Origin of the sequence: Cupriavidus sp. UME77 (assembly GCF_014170355.1) — a bacterium.
GTDB lineage: Bacteria > Pseudomonadota > Gammaproteobacteria > Burkholderiales > Burkholderiaceae > Cupriavidus > Cupriavidus basilensis.
In genome coordinates this window covers 1-26445 of sequence record NZ_LZZU01000083.1, presented here as the reverse complement: position 1 = coordinate 26445, position 26445 = coordinate 1, and the positions used below count along the sequence as shown (strand labels likewise).

The following is a 26445-nucleotide window of genomic DNA, read 5'->3' as shown; positions in this document are numbered from 1 at the left end:
GCCATGACTACCATCCTCGCCATCAAGGACCTGTCCGTCACCGAAGAACTCGACGCCCGCGCCATGCGCGCCGTGCGCGGCGGCTTCGTGCCCTTCATGCCTGTCTTCAGCCTGACCAAGATCGACTCGAACTTCAATGCTTCGCAGCTGATCGGCCAGACGCAAAACGTTGTGAACATGAACGGCAACAACACGGCCTTTGCCGACGACATCAAGTCCCACGTGACGTCGACCCAGAACGCCAGCAACAACATCTATCGCTGAAGCCACCGCCGCCCTCCCGGCGTGCCGGGCAGGGCGGCCCCTTTCTTGCCGCAGGGCCTCAATTTACAGGTTGGATCGCGCCGCTAGCGGATACACAATGCATGCATGGCGTGTTGATGGCGCGGCTCCTTTGCATCCGGGCCGTGACTGACCCGGCGCAACTGGCGCTGGCGATGTGGCTGACGGGGGGCGGGTGCCCACCGTGGCTTCTTCGGCCCGCCGACGCTCGCAGGAGGCGATCGTGCCAGACCATTCCACCCCGTTCATCGTGCATGGCGCGCGCGCCGCGTTGCGGCGATGCCTGATGGCAGGCGCCTGCCTGCTGGTGCTGGCCGCTTGCGCCGACTTTCGCCCGCCGGTGTACCAGCGGCCCGAAACGCCGGCCAAGCCGGACTGGGCACGCCAGGGATCGATCACGGTTTCGCCGGCGGAAACGATCGTGCCGAACTGGTGGCAGGCGTTCCGGGATCCGTACCTCGACGGACTGGTCGACAAGGCGATTGCGGGGAACTACGACATCAAGGTGCTGGCCGCACGCATCAAGGTGGCGGGCGCGCAGATTGCCGAGGTCAAGGCTGGCGCGCTGCCCGTCTTTGACGTGGGGGCAGGGGCAAGCTTCGAGAAGAGCACGGGCACGTCGCTCGTCAAGACCTATAACCTCGGCACCCAGGTCAACTGGGACATCGATATCTGGGGCAAGGTGGAGAAGGGTGTGCAGGCCCAGACCGCCGAATTCAACGCAACCGAAGCGGATTGGCGTGCCGGCTACCTCACCCTGGTCTCGGATGTGTCCACCACCTACTTCCAGATACTGCAGTTCGACGAACAGATCGATCAGCAGAGCAAGACGCTAGCGAGGAACAAGCAGATTCTCACCACCTACCAGGCCATGTTCCAGAACGGCCTGATCCCGAAGATCCGCGTGATGCAGCAGCAGGCCGAGATCAACCGGCTCACCAAGAACCTGCTGGAATTGCGCCGCTCGCGCGACATCTCCGAGAACGCGCTGGCCACGCTGGTGGGCGTGCCGGCCGGTGTGTTCAAAGTGCCGGCCGGGCGACTGCAGGAGCGCGTGCAGCTGCCGGCGGTGCCGGCGGGGCTGCCGTCGCAATTGCTCTCGCGGCGCCCTGACATCGTGGCGGCGGAGTATCGCGTGCTCGAGTCCGTCAACCTGGTCGGCCAGGCGCGCTTGGCGCAGCTGCCCAGCGTCAGCCTGACTGCCCATGGAGGCACGGCGAGTTTTGCGCTGAGTGACCTGTTGAAGTCCTTCACCTTCGGCTTCATGCCGAGCATCAATCTGCCCATGCTGGACCCTGGCGTGCGTGCCCGGGTGAAGACCAGCGAGGCGCAGACCAAGGTCGCCGAGAGCGAATACGGCCGCACCGTGATTACGGCATTCGAGGAAGTGGAGAACGCGCTGGTCAATGTCGACGCGCACAAGAAGCAGCGCGTGGAACTGCAGCAGGAGGTTGCGCAATTGCGCGTGGTGTCGGCGCAGATCGAGGCCCAGCTGAAGGAAGGCGTGGTGTCCCAGCTCGATGTATTCGAGACCGAGCGATCGCTGCTGAGCGCGCAGCAGGAATTGTTGGCCAACCACCAACAGATCCTGGCCGACACTGTCACCCTCTACAAGGCACTTGGGGGCGGGTGGCCAAGCACCGAGGTGAGCAACGCGCCGAAAGAGACGTCGCAGCAGGTCTCGAAGTAGGAGGCTGCAACCCGTTGCGCACGAGAAGCCGGGCACGCCCGGCAAGGCGCGAAGCAGGCCACCGGCGGACGTTTGACTACGGGCAAGCGTGGCCTACTATGTCCTTAGTCAACACGTTCACGACGCAGCGGGCCGCACCGGCTCGCGCCGTCGCCATGAAACATGGCTTGCCGCCGGCGCACGCGTCGTGGCACGCGCTGTTGGTGGTATCGAAACATGGCTCCAGACGAAGCTCTGATTGTCGAGATGCGGGCGAAGGTGGGGCAGGCGTTCGATATCGTGCTCGAGCCCATCTCCAACCCTGAGCTCGGCGAAATCCGCATCGACGAGAGCCTGTTCGCCGTGGGCCGCGCGGAAGCGCCTTTCGCGGCATACCCGCCCGATGTGGCCGCGGTGCTCTCGCGCCGTCATGCGCGCATCTTCTCCGAGCATGGCGCGGCGTATATCGCTGACCTGGGCAGCAAGAATGGCACCACCGTCAATGGCGCGGCCGTGGCACAGCAGCCGGCCAGGCTGCGCGACGGCGATGAACTGCGCTTCGGCGCTGCGCTGTCCTACCTGGTGCGGCTACGCGCGCGCGCGCCGGTCCGGGTGGCAAGCCCGGCGCCGATGGTGCTGACGCTCGTGCCCGAGCGCGACGATCTTGGGCTGCAGCCGATCGAGGTGGCTGGCTTTCCCTTCCTGATCAGCAAGGCGGATGCGGCTTTCTCCCGTTACAAGGAGAGGTATCCGCACCAGGTCAACTATGTCTCGCGCCGCCATGCGCACATCTTCCTGAAAGGGAACGATCCATTTGTCGAAGACCTCGGTAGTACCAACGGGACCTTCGTCAACGGCAAGCGGGTTGATGAGCACGCGGTCGCACTGGGCGAGAGAGACCTTCTTGCGTTCGGAGGCAATCATTTTGTCTATCGGGTTGGCATATGCAACGGGGCCGCCGCCGACGCAACCCTTACCAGTGCGATCCTGCCGCCGCCCGATGCCGCCGAAGCGCCTGCCCAGGACCAGGCGGCTCCTGTCTTGGCCCAGGTGGCACCGGCACCGGCACCGGCACCGGCACCCGCCGCGGCGCCAGCACCCGCCACGCCGGCGCATGATCCCGACAAGACCACGTTTGTTGCCGCGCCGGGCTCCTTCCTGGATATTTTCTGCGTCGACTATGCCGCGCAGCAGGAGGATGAGGTCAATCAGGAGGCATTGCCCCAGCCGGAAGGCGATGGGGGGGCGACGGACACGCCGCGCGCGCAGGGCAAGTTCGCGCTTGTCATGGGCAGGCTAGGCAGCAGCTTTGGCGCTTCGGAGCGCGCTGGCCTGAAGCGCGCGGCGCGCTGGGGCGGTGGCGTCGCCATAGCGGTCGTGGCGTTGCTGCTCTTCCTGTACTTGCGCAGCGCGCCCGAGCGCGAGATGAGGTCCTTGATGGCCGGCGGCGACTATGCCCGCGCCGCTGCCGTGGCCGACGCGTATCTGGAGCGCCACCCGGATAATGCACAGTTCCGCGCGATGGGTACCGAGGCGCTGCTGCGCGACCAGGTGCCGGGATGGATTGGCAAGCTGCAGGCGCGCGACTTCAATGGCGCCGAAACGGCGCTGGCGCGCATGAAGACGCTCGGCGCGCACAATGCCGACGCGCGCGGCGTGCTCGATGAACTCGACTGGATCGGCCGGCTGAATCGCTTCGTGGCCGGCCGGGGCGGCGTGGATGCGCCGATCCGCATCTTCACCGATGAGGCCAGCATGCGTGCGCTGCTCAAGCACTGGAATGACGACACGCCCGCGCACCAGCGCGCGCTGGACCGCATTGCCGCCTATGTGCCGCAATTCAGGGAGCCCTATGCCGATGCACTCAGTTATGTGCGCAAGCTGCAGAGCGACGACTCGGTCTATCTGGCCGCCATCGATCGCTTGAACGCGTCGCTGGCCACCGGGTTGGCGAGCGACCATCCTGAAGCGCTGCAGGCCGTGCTGGCGGACTACGCTGAGAAGTATCCAAGGCTCGCCGGCATGGATCGCATCAAGGAAGACCTGCGGCAGTACATTGCGCTGGACGGCGCGGCGCGCGCAGCCACGCTTGGCCCGCTGATGGCCCAGATGGCCAAGGCCAGCTTTTCCACGCCGCCCTTCCAGGCGCGCTTTCGCGAATTGGCAGCCAGCCGCCTGCCGGCGCCGGAACTGGTGCGGCAGTACGCCGAGGTGGCCAATGCCTGGCGCGCGGGGGACAGCGCCAAGGCGTTCGCCGGGCTGCAAGCGATAAAGACGGGGCCGTGGGCCGAGGCCGCAGCCAAGGACCTTGCGCGCAAGCAGGCCGTCGCCGCCCAGTTCGCCGAGCTGCAGAAGGCGCGCGGCGGCAAGGGCTATGAGGACGCCTTGCTGTCGTTCTACGCCATGCTCGATCCTGCCGAGGATGCCTACTTCCTGAAGGCGGTCGAGCCCGATGTGGCGGCGATACACGATGCGGCGATCCGGCGTGCGCAGGAACTGATGAACGCCGCGCTCGCGTCGTGGCGCCAGTATCGCCGCGATGGCGCCATCGGCGGCGAGCAGCGGCTGGAGTCCGACATCTCCGCCAAGTTCCGCGCGCAGGCACGCCTGCTGTCCAATGCCAGCGCGCAAGCGCGCCAGGGCATGCGCATCTACGCGCAGTTGAAGGTTGGCGATACGGCGCAATGGAGCCAGGTCCGGGAGGATATCGATTCGGAGACGGACCTGCAGCGGCGTTCCCTGCAGGAATTGCGCATGGTGCTGAGCCCGGCGCTGCTCAAGTCCAAGCTGGCATTGATTGGAGGGGAGGGTGATGAAGGACGACAGCCGAGACAATCGCCTTAAGCCGCTGTCCGAGGCGCTTGAGGACCACAGCGCTGAGGGCATCGCCATTCTCAGCGCGGAGCCCTGGAAGCTGATGCAGATCTCCGTGCTGGTCATGGTGTCGCTGGTCGTCTGCGCGCTGGTCTGGTCGTTCGTGGGCCACGCGGATGTGATCGTGTCCGCGGACGGCACCCTCGCCCCGGAGTCCGAAGTGCGGCGGTTCTATGCGCCGGTGGACGGGGAACTGGCGGATCTCTATGTGGCCGAGGGCCAGCCGGTGAACAAGGACGACGTGCTGGCGCGGCTCAATGCGCGTGGCGCGATCGAGGCTGCCACCAATGCGCTGGAGGCGCAGCTCAAGCTGCAGGATTCCGAGCGCGAGTGGAAGCAGTTTCCCGACAAGAAGCTGTTGATGGAGCGCAAGGCGGCAGCGTTGAAGCAGCAGATCGATGTGGCGGAGCGCCTGCACGAGAATCGTACGGCGGAGGGCACGACCCGGCTCGCGGAACAACAGCGGGCACAGTTGCAGCAGGCACGCAGCAACCTGGACAGCGCGCGTCGGACGCGTGAATTCGCGCGCCAGGAGCAGGATCGCTATGCCCGCCTGTTTGCGCTGCCGGGCGGTGGCGGGGTCTCGCTGTCACAGGTGGAGAGCAAGCGGATTGCGGCTGTTGAGGCGGAGAACGCGCTGCAGATTGCCCAGTCGCGCCTGGCCGAGCTGGATTCCAAGCTGAGCCAGGAATTCAACCAGGCCACCGTGCAGCTCGAAGGCAGCAGCCAGGAGCTGACCAACCTGCGCATCCAGTACGACGCCGCGCTGCGCGAGATAGCCAATACGGAAGACAAGCTGCGCCTGCAGGTGCAGACCGCGCGGCTGGTTGCCGAGGCCGCGGCGCGCATCCGTTTCGAGAATATCGACAAGGACAACTTCCTGCTGATCCTGGCGCCCGTGGCGGGCGTGATCACCGATGTCAGCTCCACCCAGCGCGGTGACAAGGTCCTGGCCAATGCGCCATTGGGCGGCATCGCGCCCAAGAACGCACGCCCCGTGCTCAAGATCGAGATTGCCGAGCGCGATCGTGCCTTCCTGCGCGAGGGCTTGCCCGTCAAGCTGAAATTCAACGCCTTTCCTTACCAGCGCTATGGCTTGATTGCCGGCACGCTCGAGTACATCTCGCCAGCGACCAAGCTGTCGGGGCCGAACAAGCAGCCGGTGTACGAGGGGCGCGTCCGGCTGGCGCAAGACTACTACACGGTGGCGGACAACAAATACCCGCTGCGCTACGGCATGACCGCCACGGCGGAAATCGTGGTGCGCGAGCGGCGCCTGATCGACCTGGGGCTGGATCCGTTCCGGCAGGTGGCGGGCTGAAGCCAGCGGGTAGCGGCAACGCCTGGAAGGTGGTTGGAGACGCATCGGCGGCCCGCACTCGCGTGCAGGCGGATTTTGGCGAATGGGAAACAATCAAGGAGCTGACGAGATGACAGCGATTGTGCGGGTCGACGATGAAGTCATCGGGGTCGAGGAATTCATCCGGGTCCTGAAGCTCACGGGACAATTCGAAGGGCTGATCGAGCAGATCGTCAGGGACAAGCTTACGGTGCATGCGGCGAAGAAGCAGGGCATCACCGTGTCGCCGGAGGAGATCCAGGAACGCGCCGATCAGTTCCGGCGCGTGCAGGGCTTGCACCGCGCGACGGAGATGAACCACTACCTCGATGTGCTCGGTGTGAGCCTGGACGAGTTCGAGGCGTTCGTGACCGATAGCCTCTACCAGGAAAAGATGTTTGCCGAGGTGGCCAGCGACAAGGCGGTCGAAGCCTACTTCAAGCTGCACTCGCCGAAGTTCGACAGCATCGAGGTGAGCCATATCGTGGTGGACGCCGAGGGCAAGGCAAAGGAGCTGATCTCCTACCTGCGGGACGATCCCGACAGCTTTGCCGAGATGGCGCGCGAACACTCCATCGCGGACACGAAGGAGCAGGGCGGCGCGATCGGCAAGGTCCTGCGCGGCTCGCTGAAGACGGATATCGAAGCCAAGGTGTTCAACGCCGCCACCGGCGACCTGCTTGGCCCGTTTCCGTCACAGGACCGCTCCTTCTTCGAGATCTTCATGGTGAGCGCCAAGCATCCTGCCACGCTCGATGCCGAGGTGGCGGCGGAGGTGCGCCGGCTCCTGCGTGAAGACTGGCTGATGGCCAGGGCGCAGGAACACGTCATCGAAGCGCGCTAGCCGCGAGGGCCCAGACGGATATGGAAGCCAGCCCCGAACTGCATCCGCTCGCCGACTTCCTGGCTGGCGTAGAAATACTCTCGCCGTTCTCGCGCGAGGAAATGGAGCGGCTGGCGGAGCATGCGCAGGCGCTTTCGTACGGCTTTGGCGAGACCATCTGCAATGCGGGCGAGGCGGCAGACGGGCTCTTCATCATCAAGTCGGGGTCCGTGCGCATCTTCAACGAAGACAATGGCAAGGAAGTCAGCCTCGGCGTGCGAAAGGCGCGCGAGGTGTTTGCCGACATTGCCATGCTGCGCGAGTACCGGCATGAATCCTCGGTGCGCTCGTCCGCCAAGACCGAGCTGCTCTTTATTCCGCGCAGCGTGACCGAGCCCATGATTGCGCAAAACCCGGCGGCGATGGCTTTTGTCGCCAGCTATGTGGCGATCAGTTCGGCCGGCGGCTTTGTCGCCCGCTTGTTCGACCTGCGCGGCAAGCTCGACAAGAGTGAGCTGGAGGAGGCCGTGCGCAGCGTGGGGGTGAAGCGCGTGTCCGCCGGCAAGGAAATCCTGAAGCAGGATGCGCGGGAAGATCGCCGCCTGTACGTGGTGCGCCAGGGCGAAGTGCGCATTGTGCGGACAGAGGAGGGCGTCGAGTATCCATTGGCGACCTTGCGCCAGGGCGACATCTTTGGCGAGCGCGCCTGCGTGATGCGCCAGGAGCAGATTGCGTCGGCCATCGCCGGCACGGATGCGCGGCTGCTGGTGATTCCGGAAAAGACCGTGCAGCTGATCCTGGAGCGCAATCCCAAGCTGCGCGAGGTGCTGGAAGAACGTATCCGCTTTATCGACCGGGAGCTGCACCGGCAAAAGAAGATGGCCGAGCGGCGCAAGCATCCGGTGATGCTCGATCTGCGCTCGAAGCCGGAGTTTGGCGAACGCGTTATCCGCCGCTTCGCCCTGGTCGAGCAAGCCGAGGAGATGGATTGCGGCGCCGCCTGCCTGGCGATGATCTGCCGCCATCACGGCATCCCCATGACGCTCGGCAAGCTGCGCGAGCTGGCCAACGTGACCACGCAGGGCGCCACGCTGGACAGCCTGGCCCGCGCCGGCGAGTCGCTCGGCTTTACCACGCGCGGCGTGCAGTGCACGCATGATTCCTTGCTGGGTTTCGAGCTGCCGTTCATCGTGCACTGGGAGGGCTACCACTACGTGGTGGTCTACGGCGTATCGAAGCGCTGGGTGTGGGTGGCCGACCCGGCCCTCGGCTTTCGCAAGATGGGCGTGGAGGAGTTCGAGCGCGGGTGGAGCGGCACCTGCCTGCTTTTCACCTCCGGCGAAAGCATGGCGCAACTGGCGGTGGCACGCTCGCCCTGGCTGCGCTTCATCGGCTACCTGGCGCCGTACAAACGGATCCTTGCGCACCTGTTCATGGCGACCTTCGTGATCCAGGTGCTGGGCGTGGTGCCGCCCCTGATCATCCAGAACATCCTTGACGGGGTGGTTGTGCACCAGAACATGGGCCTGCTGAACCTGCTGATACTTGGGTTGATCGTTTCCAGCGTGTTTTCGCAACTGATGAGTTCGGTGCGGGCGTATCTCGCCAATTTCATGGTCCGCAATATGGACTTCGCCATGATGTCGCACTTCTTCAAGCACACCTTGTCGCTGCCATTTTCCTTCTTTGCCAAGCGCAAGACGGGCGACATCTTCGCCCGCTTCCAGGAGAACCAGACCATCCGCGCTTTCCTGACCGAGTCCACGGTCACGACGGCCCTCAACCTGCTGATGGTGTTTATCTACTTCACCATCATGTTCCTCTACAACGTCAAGATGACGCTGGTGCTGATCGCCTTCGTGATCCCGATCGCGATCCTGACGATCGTGGCAACGCCAAAGGTCAAGGCTTTCGCACGCGAGGTGTTCACCACCACGACCGATGCGCGGTCCTACCTGATGGAGGCGCTGGGCGGGGTGGAGACGGTCAAGGGCATGGGAATCGAGCGACCGGTGCGCCTGAAGTGGGAGAAGAAGTACGCCAAGGCGCTGGAGGTCCAGTACAGGGCGCAGGCGTTCCATATCCTGGTTGGGCTGGCCAGCCAGTTGCTCAATGCCGCGACCACCATCGCGGTGCTATGGGTGGGTGCCAACCTGGTGCTGCAGCGCGAGCTGACCGTTGGCCAGCTCATTGCGTTCAACGCCTTCATGGGCAGCGTGCTGGCGCCGTTGATGGGGCTGGTGGCATTGTGGGGCCAGCTCAACGATGCTGGCGTTGCGATGGAGCGCCTGGGCGACGTGCTGGACCTTGATCCGGAGCAAAAGCCGCAGGATCTGGCGTCGCGCGTGATGCTGCCGGACCTGCAAGGCGAGATCAACCTGGAAGGCGTCTATTTCCGCTACGGCGGCGCCGAGACGCCCTACGTGCTGGAGAACATCAGCTTCAGCATCAAGCCCGGCGAGTTGCTGGCCATCGTGGGGCGCAGCGGATCGGGCAAGACCACGCTGGCCAAGATGCTGGTGGGGTTCTACGTGCCCACGGAAGGCAAGATCACCGTGGACGGCTACGACCTCGGCGTGATCGACAAAGAGTATTACCGCGCGCAGATCGGCTACGTGATGCAGAGCAACCTGCTGTTCTCGGGCACCATCGCCGAGAACATCGCCTGCGGCGACGACAGCCCCGATCGCCGCCATATCGAGGAAGTCGCCAAGATGGCCGATGCCCACGCTTTCATCAGCAAGCTGCCGCTGGGGTACGAGCAGGTGGTGGGCGAGCGCGGCGTGGGTTTGTCCGGCGGGCAGATCCAGCGCCTGTGCATTGCCCGCGCGCTTTATCACGATCCGCGCCTGCTGGTCTTCGACGAGGCAACCTCTGCGCTGGACACGCAATCGGAGAGCAATATCCTTGGCAACATGCAGGAGATCCTGCAGGGCCGCACGGCCGTGATCATCGCGCACCGCCTGAGCACCATCATGCGCGCGGACAAGATCCTGGTGCTGTACGAAGGGGCCATCGTCGAGCAAGGGCGGCATGAGGAACTGCTGGAGCGCAAGGGCATGTACTACCAGCTGGTGCAGAAGCAGCTGAGCTCGGAGTGAGCGCTTTTGCACGGCCCCGGCGCCGCCGGGCAGCAATGGCGTATCTGGCATCTCTGCCGTATCGCGATGCATGGGGGAGCGCGACATGAAGCTATTCAACCAGGGTGGCTCCGTCGGGTCGGCCATCTCCTACGCCGGGCTGATCGAGAAGATCGAGATCCTGCGTTCAACGTTGCGCTGGGCCTCCAAGCTCGAGCGCACGGAGATCGAGAAGCTGCTCAAGCAGGCCACCACGCTGCGCGATGAGGTGATGCAGCTATCGCACAAGGAGCGCTTTGTGCAGGCGGCCGTGGCGGAGCCTGTGCCGGCCGACCTGGCGCCACGCGAGCGCCGCCAGGCGTTGCTCGAACGCAGCTTTATCTTTGAGGGCACCTTCGGCGACAATCCCAAGCTGCTGGAGGCGCTGGAGATCGCCGAGAAGGCCGCGCCCACCGATCTGCCGGTGCTGATCGATGGCGAGAGCGGCACGGGCAAGGAGCTGATGGCCAAGGTGATCCATGCCAACGGCTCCAGGACGGACAAGCCCTATATCTCGGTGAACTGCGGGGCCATCCCTGAGAACCTGCTGGAGTCGGAGTTGTTCGGCCACAAGAAGGGCGCCTTCACGGGCGCCGCCAACGATCGCCGCGGCAAGTTCGAGAGCGCGCACACCGGCACCATCTTCCTCGATGAGATTGGCGAATTGCCTCTCACCGGGCAGGTCAAGCTGCTGCGCGTGCTGGAGTCGCACGAGATCCAGCGGGTCGGCTCCGACGAGACGATTTCGGTCGATACGCGCATCGTAGCAGCCACCAACCGGGACTTGCGGCGCCTGAGTGAGGAGGGCAAGTTTCGCGAAGACTTGTTCTACCGCCTCAGTGTGATCCACGTCACCCTGCCGCCGCTGCGCGAGCGGCGCGACGAGATCGCCTTGCTGGTGGCTTATTTCGGCGACGAGGCTGCCGGCGCGCTAAAGCGCCGCCCCATCAAGCTGACCCCGCGCCTGCGCGACTTCCTGATGAATTACGCCTATCCGGGCAACATCCGCGAGTTGCGCAACCTGATGTACCGGACCTCCTGCCTCGCCGGCGACACGGCCGATCTCGAGCATCTTCCGCAGGACCTGCGGCCCAAGCCATCGGCTGCGGCGCCTGTCGCCAGCGGCGCCATGGCACCGCTCGTGGTGGATGCGTCCACGGCCACTTCGCTCAGCGAAGCAAAGCGCGCCGCCAGCGATGAAGCTGAACGCGCTTTTCTCGAGCGGGGATTGCAGGAGGTCGGCGGCACGGTGGCGGAGCTGGCCAGGCGCTTCGACATGAATCGCTCGCACCTGCAGATGCTGCTGAAGAAACACGGTATCCATTCCAAGGATTTTCGCAACCAGGGCGCGGCGCAGGGCGGCAAGGCGCGGTAGGAGGGGGCGGTGAGCCGTGCGCCAGCGCTACAGCGCTGGGTTCACCATGGTCTTGTCCGAGGCGTAGAGATCCTCCGCGCGCGCCACCACCGCCGAAATGTTGTCGTGGCCGCCGCGGCCCAGCGCCGCGGTCACCAGTGCCTGCGCCGCCAGTTCGCAATCGCCGCAGGCCAGCACGCTGGCGATCTCCGGGTCCCGCAGTTCATTGCTCAGGCCGTCGCTGCAGAGCAGGAACATATCGGCATCCGCGATTTCCACCCAGGTCTGGTCCAGTTCCAGTGCCGTATTCGCGCCGACCGCGCGGGTGATGGTGTTGTGCGCAGGGTGATGCACGGCTTCTTCCGCGGTGATCAGGCCGCGCGCCTTGAGTTCTTCCACGCGGCTGTGGTCCCGGGTCAACTGGGTCAGGTGCGCGTCCCGGTACAGGTAGATGCGGCTGTCGCCTGCCCACAGGCAGCCACAGAAGCGTTCGCACGCCATCAGCACCACCACCGTGCTGCCAATGCGCCGGACCTGCCGGCGCGCGGCTTCCTCCAGCAGTTCGCGATTGACTTCCTGCAAGGCGATACGGGCCCCGTCGAGCAAGCTTTCGAGGCTGTGCGGCAGGGCTAGCCGGGACAGCGTCTCCACGACCAGATTGCTGGCATAGTCGCCAACCGCGTGGCCGCCCATGCCGTCCGCCACCGCCCAGAGCCCTCGCTCCGGCTGGGCGAGGCAGGCATCCTCATTGCGCTCCCGTACCAGGCCGACATCGGTGCGAGCGGCTGAAGTCCAGCGGAATTGCGATGCACAGGTCACGATCATCTCCGGTGTTCGGGCGAGCTAGGACGCCACAATGCCACGCCAGTGCCTGGGCGGCATTGGCGTGGCGGGCGGCGCATGGCCGGACCGTGCGGGCTGTGCGCGAACCGGGTTACATCCGGCCGTCGTTCCTTGCCCCTTGTCCCGCTTGCACATTGATGTTCGCGCCGGGCGCCGTATTGCGAACGTCGATGTTCTGGAACTGGTTAACCATCTGATCAGCATAGAAGCTGTTGTTGATCTCGTAAAAGTTGACGACAGGCCCAACACTTTGCCGGGGCGGGGAATAGGGCTGGATCCAGCCGAATACCCAGGGCGCGCCGCCGCCCCGGATGGCCGCCATGGCCTGGCCGTCCAGCGTGCGGTTGGTGTAGAGGTCTTTGATGGTGAGCGCCGCCATGATGGTCTCCGGTGCGTGGGATGGGTAGGGGCTGTGTTGCGGTCCGTGGCTACTTGCCATGTTTCTACAGAGCAAAGCGCATGCCAGTGATGTGGCTGGCCCGATGCGGCGCCGTAAGTGCTTGAATTTTCTGTGTTTCCCCTCCTCGTTGGCGACGCCGGGCCAATCTCGGACTTCACGGCGGGGCCGTAAGCGTTGGCGCAACGCCAACATCCTCCACGGGTATGGTGGGGGAAGCCCACCGATTTGACTCGGGCTCGCCGCCCGGCCGCCGTCTTGCGCGAAGTCGCGCGGTTGCCCACTGCGACGGCCATCGCATCCGCACCGTCATAGCTTCCACGGTATCGAGGACCTCTCTGATGGCAGGCCGCCAACACTATTGGCATCAGGCTGTTGGCTGGCCGCAGACGCTTATCTCCTGCCCGGCCGGTTGAAAGCCCCGCAATCCCTTGATCTGCCAGGGACTGCGGCGGGTGGCACGGTTGATGCGGATGGTGTGGCAACCAGCAGGCAATGCCTGCAGCCAGCAAACAGTGGGTCGCTTCAACAAGGCAAGTCAAGGAGACTGATAATGCAAACCGCCAAGATATCCCTGCGTGGGCTGATCGACAAATGGCTTGGATCGAACTTGGCGGCGCCCGCGCGGATCACCCGCGTGCGCAGTTCGCGGGCTTGCCGCAGCGGCTGTATCCGAGTGGATGTGGCCCGCCCGTCGGGCCAGTTGTCGATGTTCTTCTTCCGCCATGCCGATGGGTGCTGGTGCGTATTCCCGCCAGCGCTCAGGGTGGGCTGATGCTTGACCCGCGCCAAGCCGCATGCGGGCGCAATGCCTTCTCCTGGCCACGCGGCGGCGTGTCCATCTATCATGGCTTCATCCCCAGTGACGAGGAGCCGCGCGATGGAACGACGATTCGAGTACGGCGGCTATGCCGTGGTGGTACGCGCGGCAGCGCTGGCTGGTGGCGGCTATACGGCGACGGTTATCATTTCCGACGCCTTCGGTGACGCGCCGCAGCCTTCATTCGAGGAAGAGGCTGGCGTGGCCGGCACGGCGGAAGCCGCGATCGCCCTGGCGGAAGCCTCGGCCATGCGGACCATCGACGCCGGGCAGGTGAACTAGCCGGGCAGGCCCCGGCCTTCAATATCGTGCAGGGCTGTCATTAGCCGGACTTTGCACAGGTGCGCTTGCCGCGACTTAAAATGGCGGCTGCCGGTCAGCCTGACGCCCGTCCGGGCGCGCCGACCGGCCCCTCCGGAACCCCATGTACGCCATCCTGCCAGCCTTCGTCTCCGCCATTTTTCTGGGATTCGGCTTGTACGTGCTGGTCACCAAGGGCGTCACGCGCATTTCCACGTCCTTCTTTCTGCTGTGCGTGACGACCTTTGCATGGCAGGGAACCTGGGCCTTCCTGTTCCAGGCTGAGCAGCCGGATGTGGCGCTGCTGCTCGCCAAGGTGGGCTATCTGTTCATCATCTTCCTGCCGACCTGTTTCTATCACTTCGTGACCGAGGTCACCGAGTGCCGCACCGAGCGGCCGCTGCTGCTGGTTTCCTACGGACTGTCCCTGGTGCTGGCGGTGATGGTGCTGACTGGCGGTGAGGTGGTGTCCGGCGTCTATACCTATTTCTTCGGTGAGTACCCCAAGGCCGGGCGGTTGCATCCGCTGCATGTGGCGCAGACGGTGCTGCTTGCCTGCCGCAGCGGCTGGCTGCTGCTGGCCGCGCGCCGCAACGCCACGGGCGAGAAGCGCAAGCGTCTGGATCTGTGCCTGGTGAGCCTGTGCCTCTACTCGCTGGCAGCGGTCGACTACGCGGCCAACTACGGTTGTGCCTTTTATCCGCCGGGGGTAATCTTTATCGGCGTCAGCCTGGGCATTCTTGCGGTGACCATTGTGCGCTACGACTTGATGCACCCCTTCTCGCTGGCGGCTACCGTGGCGCACGAGGTGCGCACTCCCTTGACCACGATCCGCCTGCAGGCCGACGAAATCGGCCGAGCGTGGCCCGATCTGCTGGCTGGCTATCAACTGGCGGTGGCGCACGGCTTGTGCAAGGACCGCATGCGGCCCGGGCAACTGGACCGGGCAGCCGGCCTGGTCGCCTCCATTCAGCGGGAGATCGATGGCACCCACACCGTGATCGACATGGCGCTTGCCTCCGTCACGCTGGAACGGCTGGACCGCCATAGCTTCACCGCGCAATCCCTGCAGCACTGCGTGGGGTCCGCTCTCGAACGCTATCCTTTCCTGGCGGGGGAGCGCGAACGTGTGGCGGTAGGCCCGATTGACCCGGCCTGGTGCTTCCGGGGCTCCGATACGCTGCTGGTCTACGTGCTGTTCAACCTGCTCAAGAACGCACTGCAGGCCATGCGCGCGAGCGGCGACGGCCGCATCGAGATCGGCGTGGTGCAAGAACGCGGCTGCTGGCTGCTTCGCTTCAGCGATACCGGCCCCGGCATCGCGCCGGAAGTCCTGCCACGGATCTTCGATCCCTTCTTCTCCACCAAGGCCCACGGCAGTGGCGCCGGCATGGGGCTGGCCTTTTGCCGCCGTGTGGTCGAGGCTTTCGATGGCCGCATCCAATGCGAATCCGTGCGCGGCGTCCGCACCACCTTCACGCTGCGCCTGCCGGACGCGCACACGGGAAAAGGCAGTGCCATGCATGCCCGCCCCGCCGGCCAGGTGCCGGCCAGCGGGGCGGGGTCCGTTTAGCTAGCGAAGGCAGGCAACTTCAATTCATACTCCTTGACGCGCTCCACGATCTCCTTCGGGAAGCGCATGATGCGCTTGTCCCTGCCGGCGAACACGATCTGCTGGTAGCCGAGCGACACCGGGCGCCCCCCGACGCAAAAGCGGAACAGCAGGTAAGCCGAGCACTGCTTCACCTGGAAGGTATTCAGGTAGCAGTCCACCTTCTGGAACGGGAAGGTCTCTTCCACGTACTCCTGATGCGCGCGCTTGGTCACGAACACGCCTCCGGCAGCCAGCAGGTTGTCATGAATGCATTCGTGGAACCAGCGTTCCCGGCAGACACCCTGCCACTCGAAATAGCGCGCAAAGTAAGTATTCATGAAGGCGTTGGAATCCTTGAGATAGATATCGATTGCATGATGGAACGTCTTTTGCGGGGGCGTCTCCTGTATGTCTCGCGTGAACATGTCGCTACCGCGGCTAAGCACATGGGGGATTGCGTCTCGCATCAACATTGAAAGCTCCTGGCTAGGAATGACTGCTGGCGGCAGCCACGCACGCCCCCCCGAACGGGTGGGGCACACCGCATTCTGTCTGCTTTGCCACGCTGGGTGACGTGAACGAGGGGTGTTGTTGCGCGGGCGGGCGGGCGCGCGTTGGGGGAATGCACTGGGATGGGCGTAATGGCAGGGATCGAGGCTGCCGCCGGACGCCCGAAAAACCTAGCTTTGAAGCTGTAAGAGGATGAACTCCGGGCACCTGCCCATCGCCATTGCGTGATTGCGTGATTGCGTGATTGCGTCTCGCTGGTTCTTTGAAACGGCGCAGTCCCTTTCATCGAAGGGGCACTTACACGCGCGAAGCCCCCGCGTAGGAGCTCGTCATCGAGTCCAACCGACAAATGGAGGGTGCAGTGAGTAGATCCATCAATGCTCGCTTCTCCGGTCCATTCGGTGTCCTGCCGTTGGCTATGGTGATTTCCAGTGGCGCAAGGTCCGGCAGTCCCTCCTGAAGCCCAATGATCCGGAGTTTTCCGCCCACTGATTGCTTGGGTACGGCGGCGATGGCGTTGCCTGCCTGCGCACAGGTGAGGATTCCCATCGTATCCGGACTGGAGTACACGCAACGATAGGGGATCGATGCCGACTCCAACGCATGCACAACATGCGCCCGAGGGGCCGAGGCCACCTCGAACATGGCTAATGGGAGGGGCCGCTCGGCGGCCAGCTTAGTTGCCGACGAAGCCACGACCCAGACAAGCTCCTCGGAATAAATAGGCGGCCCTGGAAATTGAGGGCAACACGTACCTATGGCGAGGTCCAGCGAGCCGCTCTCCAACCTTCGCCCAAGCTCGATCGTTGGCAAGCAGACTACCTCCACCTGGACAGTCGGAAACTGAAGCGTGAAGGCACGCAGCGCCGCAGGCAGTACCAAGCTGGCATAGGCGTCTGGCGTGCCGATGCGCAGCGATCGTTCGTAGGTCGCGCACGACAATGCCTGCCACGTTTGCTCGTGAAGCTCCTGGATTCGCTCCGCATAGACTTGCAGCGTTTCCCCTGCCGGCGTCAAGGTAAGCAGGCGTGGACTCCGCACGAATAGCGGCGCTTCGATATCCAACTCCAACTGCCGGATCTGCATGCTGACGGCGGCCTGCGTCAAATGCAGCATGTGTGCGGCTCGTGTGAAGTTGCGTTGCTGTGCGACAGCAAGGAAGGTTCGAAGCTGGTCCGACTTAAGTTGCTTTTTCATTCGCCGCCTGTTCATTGACCGCAGTACCACGGGTGTCATACGGCGCCGAATCTCACCGCACTTCACGTGTGCGCGTCATGTGCCAACACGTACCATTAGAAAGGTTTGTGAAGCCATCAATTTATGTTGCTTTATTCTCCGTGGCCGCCGGGCAATACTGCCAGCCGCACTGAGGCCAGAGGCAAGGGTCTGGGCGTCTGGCGGTGCGGTATCCTGGCCGCTAGACACAGTCGCAAACGCGTTGCATCCCAAAGCAGCGCTTGCGCAGACAAACGCATTGCCATACGCGGGGTCAATGTGGTCCGTTTGTCACTTTCAGTTTTCCGGTCTCAGTGCTCCTTCCATGTGCGCAAGCTCCGCGTGCAGGGGCTTCTGGCGTATGGCCCCTTTGCTTTCTTAAATCGTAGGCCTTTCTACTCGCATGCCATTGCGCTAGATCATGTCTTCATTCCCGCTGCAGTTGGCGGAACGTCGGGCGCCGAAAGTCTGCGCTCAGGGTCCTTGGGCCATGCTACGATCCTATTGAACAACTGGAGAAAGCTATGGATCTCCAAGGCTTCACGTACTACAAAGATCACTGGTACGAGGCATCCGCGGCATCCCCAACCGGCGGGCCCTGGCATGGCGAGGTGACGATCTGTGCAAAGGCCGCCGACGGCAGCTCGGTCAAGATCTTCGAGCACGAACCCGTGCCTGGTCAGTATTTTTCCGAAGGCGAGGCGTGGCAGCATGCGCGCGACTATGCCGAGAAGCTGATAGACGAAGGCCGGGCGAACCCAGGCGCTCACTGATTCGCGCACCGTATCACCATCAGGGTCAACCACACTGCGTGCTACGGTCTTCCGAAATCCGGGGAGGCATATATGGACTTCAAGTACAGAGGTCGGGATATCTCCATCCAGACGAGAGAGGTCGCGAGCAATCGGTGGGACTGGTCGTATGTCATCCGTGGGCACGGACACAGGCAAAACACTCGGGAGCCTGCGGCCTCGGAAGAGATCGCGATCGATGATGCATATCGAGTTGCGAAACGCGAGATTGATCAAATCAGCGTTGACTGTGACGACTAGCATCTCGCAGTTCGGGCACTTATCAAGCCAGAAAACGTGAGCGGCAAGCGAGGGAAGTCCTCGCCAAGGCAGTCGAGTACTTCCGTGGATTAAAAGGGAGTAGCTGTTGCCTCATGCTGCCGCTCGAATCGCATTGGTGACATCGCGCACCACCAGCGGGCACACGGCATTATTATTCATGCGAAGTGCCTCCCATGTAGTTCATCCAGCGTATCGAACTGATCGCCGAATGGCCGCTCATGGCTGCGGATTCAACCGGTCAATTTCCATCCTGCCTGTATGGGGCGCTACCCGGCAGCCTTCGCCCGCGGCGCCGGCTCAGCATCCATCAGTTCGGGTGGGTAGGGCCGCATGAAACTGCGCGCCCGCTCCGGCTCCCGGCAAGTCAGCCAGTCATTCCATTCTGCTCGCGGCACGATCACGATCATGCGTTTCTCTTTGCCCGGGGCGTGGAAGCGGTTCATAAGGGGGTGCTTGTCGGAGTTGATGGTCAGCATGGTGAAGCTGAGCACCTCGGCGCCGGCGTCGCCCGGCCACGCGCGCCACAGACCCGCGATGGCGAACTCTGGCTCGCCCTTCAGCCAGATCCGCCAGCGCACCGACTTTGGCCCGCTCTCGTAGTTCGGCTCGTAGAGGCTGGTGGCCGGCACCAGGCAGAACTGGCCCTTCTTCCAGGGGCCAGAAAACGACCGCTTCTCGCCGACCGTCTCCGATCGCGCATTGGTGGTGTCGAACCTGGCCACGCCTGGCGGGATCCGGGTCTTCGGCACCATGCCAAACGTGCCAACCAGCGCCTGGCGCTCGCCGTTGCCGGCGACCACGACGATCGGTGCGGCATAGTCCGGCCAGGTCTCTGGTGGGTAGTCGAAGGGTGGCGGCTCGACGCCGAAGACATCGCGCAGCAGCTGGCGCTGCACCGGGGCGTAGTTTGTGCACATGGGTGACCAACTATGGGCGTTCGCGAACCACGATTGTGCCACCGCCGCGAGCGCGATCACGTCGAGCCACTTCCAGCCCACAAAGCGCCGTAGGTGCGTGTAGCGCTTCAGGTTCTGCGAAGTCCTTGCGAGACATCTCTGATGTGGCGGTCGATCACGGCGCTCAGCAGTGGGGCATCCCGCTGCGCGGCTTCCAGCGCGCCGGGCTGCGCCAGTTCGCGCAGGCGTTTTCCATCCAGGTCGCGGCGGCCTGGCGGCGATCAAACGTCTTGGTTTCGGTAAGCACCACCTTGCCGCCTTGCTTCAGGCGGATCACGGCGGCGTAACCTATACTCTCGTCCTTGCGTTCGCGCTGAAGAATGTTGCCCATGGTTTCCGGTGCAACATGGTTTTCTTCGGTGCTACATTGAAACATCCAAGCTCAAAATGAGCCTAAAGAGGCGGTAACGGCAGGTCATGGTACACGTTCAGAATCCCCCGCAAACCGAAGCTGGAGGCGGAATCCCAGCAAAATCAACGGGTCGCAGAATATCGGTTGCACCGATGATGGATTGGACTGATCGCCATTGCCGCATGTTTCACCGGCAACTGAGCCGCCATACTTGGCTGTACACGGAGATGGTGACCACCGGGGCGCTGCTTCATGGCGACGTGGCTCGACATCTCGACTTCGACGCCGCTGAGCAACCGGTGGCCCTGCAACTTGGCGGCAGTGAGCCTGCTGACCTGGCCGCCGCGGCGAAACTGGGCGAGCAATGGGGCTACGTGGAGGTTAATCTGAACTGCGGCTGCCCTTCCGAGCGGGTACAGCGCGGTGCATTCGGCGCTTGCCTGATGGCGGAGCCGGAACTGGTGGCGGATTGCGTGAAGGCGATGCGCGACGCGGTATCGATTCCCGTGACCGTCAAGCATCGCATCGGCATTGACACGATCGAGCATTATGACTTTGTTCGCGACTTCGTCGGCACCGTGGCCGATGCGGGGTGCGAGACTTTTATCGTGCATGCGCGCAATGCGATCCTGAAGGGATTGAGTCCGAAGGAAAATCGCGAGATCCCGCCGCTGCGTTACGAAGTGGCTTACCAACTCAAGCAGGAATTCCCGCATCTCGAGATCCTGATCAATGGCGGCATCGTCACGCACGACGAGATGGACGAGCACCTGGCGCATGTGGATGGCGTCATGATTGGACGCGAGGCCTATCATCAGCCCTACGTGCTGGCGGAAATGGACAGGCGTTTCTACGTTGCGCAGACCCCGGTGCCGTCACGGCTGGACGTTGAACTGGCGATGCAGCGCTATATCGGGGATTTGGTCGAGAAGGGCGGCTATATGGGCGCGGTGACGCGCCATATGCTGGGCCTGCATCGTGGTATCCATGGTGGCCGCGGCTGGCGGCGGGTTTTGTCGGATGCGCGCCGCATGCACGCAGTGCGCACACGCGCAGCCGTCGACGCCATGTTTGAAGAAGCGCGGGCGCATCTGCTGCAGGGTGGTGCGCCATCCCTCGAGGCTGCTTGAGCAAGCTCCGCTAGAGCTGGCGGGTCGAGTCCGGATTATCTGGGTGTACTCTCGCGCGCGGCCAGCAAGCAGTCCTGATTGCGAATAGATCGCATTTGTACGCCCCGAGCATAATGGATGCTGAGCGCTCGTTGTGGTGTCGGCTGGAGTATTTCCTCTAACTTCGAATATTCTTTTTATGCCCAGGAGCCGCGGGGGGGGCTGTGACGCGCACTTGATGGTCGCGGCGGGCCGGTTTCCCGCCATGGCAAAGGGATTCCCCTAATTAGTCGCGAAGCCGCAAGTTCTTACACTGTGCTTGCCCTCGAATACAGGGCTTTCTTCAACTGATTGTTCAGCCCGCCTAGTGCGGGCTTTTTTTTATAGTGGTGACTGCGACTGTATGGTCGACTTCGGTTTACCCGGATGGTACGAACGGAAAATGACAGCTAGATTACCAGGGCCTTCAGGGCAATTGAGATCGCAAATTTAAGAACCCGCGTTGCGGGTTCTTTTTTTACCTGTTTCTGCCTGTTATCGCTCGCCATCGAGTGGCTGCCTTGGCAGGTACCGAGCGCTACTTTTCGCTGGTGCGTGAGATGCCGACATCAACGGTGCCATATGCGGTGATGCTTGACTCCCGGCCTTCGGCGCTTTGGCTGGCACAGCCGACAAGTAGTGCCAGTAGCGCGCAGCCCGCCAGCAGCCCCCACAACATTTGCTTCATGGTTCTTTCCCGATGTTGCCGAGGAATCGGCATTCCCTATTGGGTATCTGCCACCGGGTTTGGTTCCTGTATGGAGGCAATCCACGCAAACCGGCGCCGGCGAGCTCCCGCGTGCAAATTGGGCGGAAAGAAGCAGGGGGAGGGGCGCTACCTTGCAAGTATTGGACGTCTGGCTTACCCGATGACAAAGCGGTGCAGCAGCAACGTCGCAATGGCCGGGCAGGCGAGGACCAGTCCACCCAGTGCGGGGAATCGCTGCGACCACATACCGATCAGGGCGGGGATCGCAGCAATCGGAGCAAGGATATGCATCAGCAAGGAAAGCACGGTATTGGGGTTGCCGGCATTCGCAGCCTGCGAGACTTCGCTTCCGCCATGCGGGCCAAAGAGCCCGTACGCACTTCCGAACAGGAGGACGACCAGGCAAAGCGTGGCGGCTAGCTTGAGGGTGAGTTTGGTGCTGAAGGACCGCATCGCTGTTTTTTCCACTTGGATTGTGAGCCCCACGGTGGGCCGGATAGGGCGCTTGGCGCATGTCAAGAATGTTTGTGAAAATAGCGCAAACTGCACCTAAACCAACTGAGACTTTTCTAAGTCAGAATTAAGTCGAGTCGAGGCGGCGGGCAGTGTCCTTGGCGGCGTGTGCCATTGTTTGCGGTTTTGCTGCGAGGGCGCCATTGCGGAAGACGTTCTGCGTTAGATGCCGCGGCCTGCAGTGGCAAGCCGGCTGTGGCCCCTTGAGGCGGGGAGGCCGCCAAGACTCCATGCGCTGGCAAGTTACGGCTCGCGGGAGGTGACGGGAGGTGCTTTGTTCTTCCTTCGACGTGATCTAGCATGGAACCGTCAGATCTTCCTGGCACGGGTTTGAGGAGATGGCTGTGGGAAAGTGTGATCTGGATGGGGAGTGTTCTGCAGGGGGGTGTGCCGCCAAGGGCTTAGCCATTGGCGTGCTTGTGCTGGGTGCCTTGCTGGCGTTCGGGTGCCTCTGCTGCGAGCGGCACAAGGCCCGCCGCAACCGCGAATAGACGACTTGAGTGAACTCGTGTGAGCTGCGCGATGGGGGCTGCGTCATCCCCGCCATCTCATTGTTTGTGAGTTATGAGTCGCAAGTCGGAATCGGAGGTGGGCGCCCTGTGGGAGTAACTGTCCGCTGGTGCGGAGGATAGGCGGTTTGCTCAAGGCCAAGTTTGGCGTGTCCTGATGGATCGCTCCATCGATCCTCGGCCTGCTGCTGCAGGGCAAGGATGTAGGCAAGTCGGCTCGGGTCATGGAGGCGATGTTCGAGATGCGTAAGCTCGACATTGCTTTGCTAGCGCAGGCATACGAGCGGAGTTGATCTTGCATGTTACTCATGATCAACTTTATTCATCTCGAGAAATTCGCTCAAGAAAACGCTTGCCAAGGCCGAGGGGGTCCCCTATGATTCGCCCCCTCGCAACACGAAACACCGCTGCAAAGCAGACGGGACAAGGGTTGCGGGGTCGGCAGGGGTGGTTGGCGGCGCGAACGGCGCGGCGAGCTGAAGGAAAAAACCTGTTGACGAAACGATGATCACGCTTCATAATCTCGTTTCTCTGCTGCAGCAAACGCAGCGACGCGGTAAGCAAAGCGAACCGTGGCAAGTTCTTTAACAAACAAACAACCGATAAGTGTGGGCGCTTGATAGCGGATGCGGAAGACTTCGGTCTTTTAGCTTACAAGTTATAAAGTGCTCGCACAGTAAAACATGTTGGTTATGTCTTCGGACGTAACCAGTCAGTTTTCTGAGAGTGAGCGACCGCTCGAAAGAGCGAGATCCGCAAGGATCACACAGGTATTAAACTGAAGAGTTTGATCCTGGCTCAGATTGAACGCTGGCGGCATGCCTTACACATGCAAGTCGAACGGCAGCACGGGAGCAATCCTGGTGGCGAGTGGCGAACGGGTGAGTAATACATCGGAACGTGCCCTGTCGTGGGGGATAACTAGTCGAAAGATTAGCTAATACCGCATACGACCTGAGGGTGAAAGCGGGGGACCGTAAGGCCTCGCGCGATAGGAGCGGCCGATGTCTGATTAGCTAGTTGGTGGGGTAAAGGCCCACCAAGGCGACGATCAGTAGCTGGTCTGAGAGGACGATCAGCCACACTGGGACTGAGACACGGCCCAGACTCCTACGGGAGGCAGCAGTGGGGAATTTTGGACAATGGGGGCAACCCTGATCCAGCAATGCCGCGTGTGTGAAGAAGGCCTTCGGGTTGTAAAGCACTTTTGTCCGGAAAGAAATCCCTTGCCCTAATACGGCGGGGGGATGACGGTACCGGAAGAATAAGCACCGGCTAACTACGTGCCAGCAGCCGCGGTAATACGTAGGGTGCGAGCGTTAATCGGAATTACTGGGCGTAAAGCGTGCGCAGGCGGTTTTGTAAGACAGGCGTGAAATCCCCGAGCTCAACTTGGGAATGGCGCTTGTGACTGCAAGGCTAGAGTATGTCAGAGGGGGGTAGAATTCCACGTGTAGCAGTGAAATGCGTAGAGATGTGGAGGAATACCGATGGCGAAGGCAGCCCCCTGGGACGTCACTGACGCTCATGCACGAAAGCGTGGGGAGCAAACAGGATTAGATACCCTGGTAGTCCACGCCCTAAACGATGTCAACTAGTTGTTGGGGATTCATTTCTTCAGTAACGTAGCTAACGCGTGAAGTTGACCGCCTGGGGAGTACGGTCGCAAGATTAAAACTCAAAGGAATTGACGGGGACCCGCACAAGCGGTGGATGATGTGGATTAATTCGATGCAACGCGAAAAACCTTACCTACCCTTGACATGCCACTAACGAAGCAGAGATGCATCAGGTGCCCGAAAGGGAAAGTGGACACAGGTGCTGCATGGCTGTCGTCAGCTCGTGTCGTGAGATGTTGGGTTAAGTCCCGCAACGAGCGCAACCCTTGTCTTTAGTTGCTACGCAAGAGCACTCTAGAGAGACTGCCGGTGACAAACCGGAGGAAGGTGGGGATGACGTCAAGTCCTCATGGCCCTTATGGGTAGGGCTTCACACGTCATACAATGGTGCGTACAGAGGGTTGCCAACCCGCGAGGGGGAGCTAATCCCAGAAAACGCATCGTAGTCCGGATCGTAGTCTGCAACTCGACTACGTGAAGCTGGAATCGCTAGTAATCGCGGATCAGCATGCCGCGGTGAATACGTTCCCGGGTCTTGTACACACCGCCCGTCACACCATGGGAGTGGGTTTTGCCAGAAGTAGTTAGCCTAACCGCAAGGAGGGCGATTACCACGGCAGGGTTCATGACTGGGGTGAAGTCGTAACAAGGTAGCCGTATCGGAAGGTGCGGCTGGATCACCTCCTTTCAAGAGCGTGCATCTCAAGTCGAGCGTTCACACTTATCGGTTTGTTTGCTGTTACAGCCAAGGGTCTGTAGCTCAGGTGGTTAGAGCACCGTCTTGATAAGGCGGGGGTCGTAGGTTCAAGTCCTACCAGACCCACCAAGTTATAGACGGTGGTTCGATGTTGAGCTTCCGGCGCTAGTAGTATTTGGGGGATTAGCTCAGCTGGGAGAGCACCTGCTTTGCAAGCAGGGGGTCGTCGGTTCGATCCCGTCATCCTCCACCAATTACCTCGCACTTCACTGTGCACCTTGGATTGGTCGTCAAAGGCAAGCGCTTAGGATTGAGCGTTTGCCTTTGGCCTTGGCCAAGACGTTGCGAGACGAAGTTTCGCACGGCTGTTCTTTAAAAATATGGGATGTAGTAAAGGTGTCGTGAGCGTTGATGAGACGCTGCAGTAAAAACACGATACCGGGTTGTGATTGTATCAACCAAAATGTATTTAAGTGATCGAAAGATGACTTGGAATACGGCACAAATGCGAGAACTCATCCTGTAGCGAGCACGGCTTGAACGCAAGTTTGAGACACACTCGTTATAGGGTCAAGCGAACAAGTGCATGTGGTGGATGCCTTGGCGATCACAGGCGATGAAGGACGCGGTAGCCTGCGAAAAGCTTCGGGGAGCTGGCAAACAAGCTTTGATCCGGAGATGTCCGAATGGGGAAACCCGGCCCTTATGGGTCATCCCTGACTGAATACATAGGTCAGGGAAGCGAACGCGGCGAACTGAAACATCTAAGTAGCTGCAGGAACAGAAATCAACCGAGATTCCCAGAGTAGTGGCGAACGAAATGGGAAGAGCCTTGTACTCTTTAGCAGCATTGTTAGCAGAACGGGATGGAAAGCCCGGCCATAGCAGGTGATAGCCCTGTATGCGAAAACAGCGTTGTGGAACTAGGTGTACGACAAGTAGGGCGGGACACGTGAAATCCTGTCTGAAGATGGGGGGACCATCCTCCAAGGCTAAATACTCGTGATCGACCGATAGTGAACCAGTACCGTGAGGGAAAGGCGAAAAGAACCCCGGGAGGGGAGTGAAATAGATCCTGAAACCGCATGCATACAAACAGTCGGAGCCTGGAAACGGGTGACGGCGTACCTTTTGTATAATGGGTCAGCGACTTACATTCAGTGGCAAGCTTAACCGATTAGGGAAGGCGTAGCGAAAGCGAGTCCGAATAGGGCGTTCAGTCGCTGGGTGTAGACCCGAAACCAGACGATCTATCCATGGCCAGGTTGAAGGTGCGGTAACACGTACTGGAGGACCGAACCCACTAACGTTGAAAAGTTAGGGGATGAGCTGTGGATAGGGGTGAAAGGCTAAACAAGTCTGGAAATAGCTGGTTCTCTCCGAAAACTATTTAGGTAGTGCCTCGTGTCTCACCTTCGGGGGTAGAGCACTGTCATGGTTGGGGGGTCTATTGCTGATTACCCCGCCATAGCAAACTCCGAATACCGAAGAGTGCAATCACGGGAGACAGACATCGGGTGCTAACGTCCGGTGTCAAGAGGGAAACAACCCAGACCGCCAGCTAAGGTCCCTAAGATTGGCTAAGTGGGAAACGAAGTGGGAAGGCTAAAACAGTCAGGAGGTTGGCTTAGAAGCAGCCATCCTTTAAAGAAAGCGTAATAGCTCACTGATCGAGTCGTCCTGCGCGGAAGATGTAACGGGGCTAAGCCAGTCACCGAAGCTGCGGATGC

Annotated in this window: 20 protein-coding genes, 2 tRNA genes and 2 rRNA genes; 16 read left to right on the top strand and 8 right to left on the bottom strand. The window is 61.8% G+C overall.

The window, feature by feature from the left end; all coding sequences use genetic code 11:
• The 7 genes from A9975_RS31540 to A9975_RS31510 form a co-directional block, all read left to right on the top strand.
• Positions 1–264, top strand: a 264-nt coding sequence (locus A9975_RS31540; protein ID WP_370565903.1) for a hypothetical protein, incomplete at its 5' end; no start/stop codon positions are given.
• 304 nt (positions 265–568) lie between these two features.
• Positions 569–1972 (top strand): efflux transporter outer membrane subunit, encoded by a 1404-nt coding sequence (locus tag A9975_RS31535; RefSeq protein WP_183036176.1) that lies wholly within the window; start codon positions 569–571, stop codon positions 1970–1972.
• Positions 1973–2188: 216 nt separating this feature from the next.
• Positions 2189–4795, top strand: coding sequence for an FHA domain-containing protein (locus tag A9975_RS31530; RefSeq protein WP_183036174.1), 2607 nt, complete (start codon positions 2189–2191; stop codon positions 4793–4795).
• A complete protein-coding gene (locus A9975_RS31525) occupies positions 4764–6146 on the top strand; it encodes an HlyD family efflux transporter periplasmic adaptor subunit (RefSeq protein WP_183036173.1) in 1383 nt (460 codons plus the stop codon). The genes A9975_RS31530 and A9975_RS31525 overlap by 32 nt, the downstream gene beginning before the upstream one ends.
• 109 nt (positions 6147–6255) lie before the next feature.
• The gene (locus A9975_RS31520; protein WP_183036172.1) at positions 6256–7008 is read left to right on the top strand and encodes a peptidylprolyl isomerase; all 753 of its coding nucleotides are present in this window, start codon (positions 6256–6258) and stop codon (positions 7006–7008) included.
• Between the two features lie 20 nt (positions 7009–7028).
• Complete coding sequence (locus A9975_RS31515) at positions 7029–10088, top strand: peptidase domain-containing ABC transporter (protein WP_183036171.1); 3060 nt, start codon at positions 7029–7031, stop codon at positions 10086–10088.
• Positions 10089–10173: 85 nt separating this feature from the next.
• Complete coding sequence (locus A9975_RS31510; protein WP_183036170.1) at positions 10174–11481, top strand: sigma-54-dependent Fis family transcriptional regulator; 1308 nt, start codon at positions 10174–10176, stop codon at positions 11479–11481.
• 27 nt (positions 11482–11508) lie between these two features.
• Here the strand turns inward: A9975_RS31510 and A9975_RS31505 are convergent, their stop codons facing one another.
• Both A9975_RS31505 and A9975_RS31500 read right to left on the bottom strand, forming a co-directional pair.
• The gene (locus A9975_RS31505) at positions 11509–12279 is read right to left on the bottom strand and encodes a protein phosphatase 2C domain-containing protein (RefSeq protein ID WP_183036169.1); all 771 of its coding nucleotides are present in this window, start codon (positions 12277–12279) and stop codon (positions 11509–11511) included.
• Between the two features lie 115 nt (positions 12280–12394).
• The gene (locus tag A9975_RS31500; RefSeq protein WP_043347272.1) at positions 12395–12682 is read right to left on the bottom strand and encodes a hypothetical protein; all 288 of its coding nucleotides are present in this window, start codon (positions 12680–12682) and stop codon (positions 12395–12397) included.
• Between the two features lie 571 nt (positions 12683–13253).
• On the opposite strand from A9975_RS31500, the gene A9975_RS31495 reads away from it, so the two are divergent.
• The 3 genes from A9975_RS31495 to A9975_RS31485 all read left to right on the top strand — a co-directional run bounded on the left by A9975_RS31495 (position 13254) and on the right by A9975_RS31485 (position 15393).
• Positions 13254–13475 carry a hypothetical protein gene (locus A9975_RS31495; RefSeq protein ID WP_183036168.1) on the top strand — a complete coding sequence of 74 codons (222 nt, stop codon included), beginning with the start codon at positions 13254–13256 and terminating at the stop codon, positions 13473–13475.
• Positions 13476–13580: 105 nt separating this feature from the next.
• Positions 13581–13802 (top strand): hypothetical protein, encoded by a 222-nt coding sequence (locus A9975_RS31490; protein ID WP_150992891.1) that lies wholly within the window; start codon positions 13581–13583, stop codon positions 13800–13802.
• A 142-nt stretch (positions 13803–13944) separates the two neighbouring features.
• Positions 13945–15393: a sensor histidine kinase gene (locus A9975_RS31485; RefSeq protein WP_183036167.1), complete on the top strand. Its 1449-nt coding sequence runs from the start codon at positions 13945–13947 to the stop codon at positions 15391–15393.
• Here A9975_RS31485 and A9975_RS31480 read toward each other — a convergent pair.
• Together A9975_RS31480 and A9975_RS31475 are read right to left on the bottom strand one after the other, a co-directional pair.
• Positions 15390–15887: a thioesterase family protein gene (locus A9975_RS31480; protein ID WP_150992887.1), complete on the bottom strand. Its 498-nt coding sequence runs from the start codon at positions 15885–15887 to the stop codon at positions 15390–15392. The genes A9975_RS31485 and A9975_RS31480 overlap by 4 nt on opposite strands.
• A gap of 334 nt (positions 15888–16221) precedes the next feature.
• Positions 16222–17121, bottom strand: a complete 900-nt coding sequence (locus A9975_RS31475; RefSeq protein ID WP_183036166.1) for a LysR family transcriptional regulator — start codon at positions 17119–17121, stop codon at positions 16222–16224.
• A gap of 542 nt (positions 17122–17663) precedes the next feature.
• On the opposite strand from A9975_RS31475, the gene A9975_RS31470 reads away from it, so the two are divergent.
• Positions 17664–17912 carry a hypothetical protein gene (locus A9975_RS31470; RefSeq protein ID WP_183036165.1) on the top strand — a complete coding sequence of 83 codons (249 nt, stop codon included), beginning with the start codon at positions 17664–17666 and terminating at the stop codon, positions 17910–17912.
• A 566-nt stretch (positions 17913–18478) separates the two neighbouring features.
• Here the strand turns inward: A9975_RS31470 and A9975_RS31465 are convergent.
• Both A9975_RS31465 and A9975_RS31460 read right to left on the bottom strand, forming a co-directional pair.
• Positions 18479–19129 carry an SOS response-associated peptidase gene (locus tag A9975_RS31465; RefSeq protein ID WP_183036175.1) on the bottom strand — a complete coding sequence of 217 codons (651 nt, stop codon included), beginning with the start codon at positions 19127–19129 and terminating at the stop codon, positions 18479–18481.
• A gap of 163 nt (positions 19130–19292) precedes the next feature.
• On the bottom strand, positions 19293–19499 hold the full coding sequence (locus tag A9975_RS31460) for a hypothetical protein (RefSeq protein WP_255504136.1): 207 nt from the start codon (positions 19497–19499) through the stop codon (positions 19293–19295).
• Positions 19500–19672: 173 nt separating this feature from the next.
• Between A9975_RS31460 and dusA the strand changes: the two genes are divergently transcribed.
• Positions 19673–20650, top strand: a complete 978-nt coding sequence (gene dusA, locus A9975_RS31455) for a tRNA dihydrouridine(20/20a) synthase DusA (protein ID WP_370565905.1) — start codon at positions 19673–19675, stop codon at positions 20648–20650.
• A gap of 556 nt (positions 20651–21206) precedes the next feature.
• Here dusA and A9975_RS31450 read toward each other — a convergent pair.
• Entirely contained in the window at positions 21207–21356 is a 150-nt protein-coding gene (locus tag A9975_RS31450; protein ID WP_183036163.1) for a hypothetical protein, read from the bottom strand.
• A gap of 174 nt (positions 21357–21530) precedes the next feature.
• The gene (locus tag A9975_RS31445; RefSeq protein ID WP_183036162.1) at positions 21531–21830 is read right to left on the bottom strand and encodes a hypothetical protein; all 300 of its coding nucleotides are present in this window, start codon (positions 21828–21830) and stop codon (positions 21531–21533) included.
• Between the two features lie 1344 nt (positions 21831–23174).
• Here A9975_RS31445 and A9975_RS31440 point away from each other — a divergent pair.
• From A9975_RS31440 to A9975_RS31425, 4 genes are all read left to right on the top strand, one after another.
• A 16S ribosomal RNA gene (locus tag A9975_RS31440) occupies positions 23175–24706 on the top strand.
• 61 nt (positions 24707–24767) lie between these two features.
• Positions 24768–24844: transfer RNA gene (locus A9975_RS31435), tRNA-Ile, on the top strand.
• A gap of 48 nt (positions 24845–24892) precedes the next feature.
• Positions 24893–24968 (top strand) — tRNA-Ala (locus A9975_RS31430).
• 315 nt (positions 24969–25283) lie between these two features.
• Positions 25284–26445, top strand: a 23S ribosomal RNA gene (locus A9975_RS31425); the annotation flags it as partial.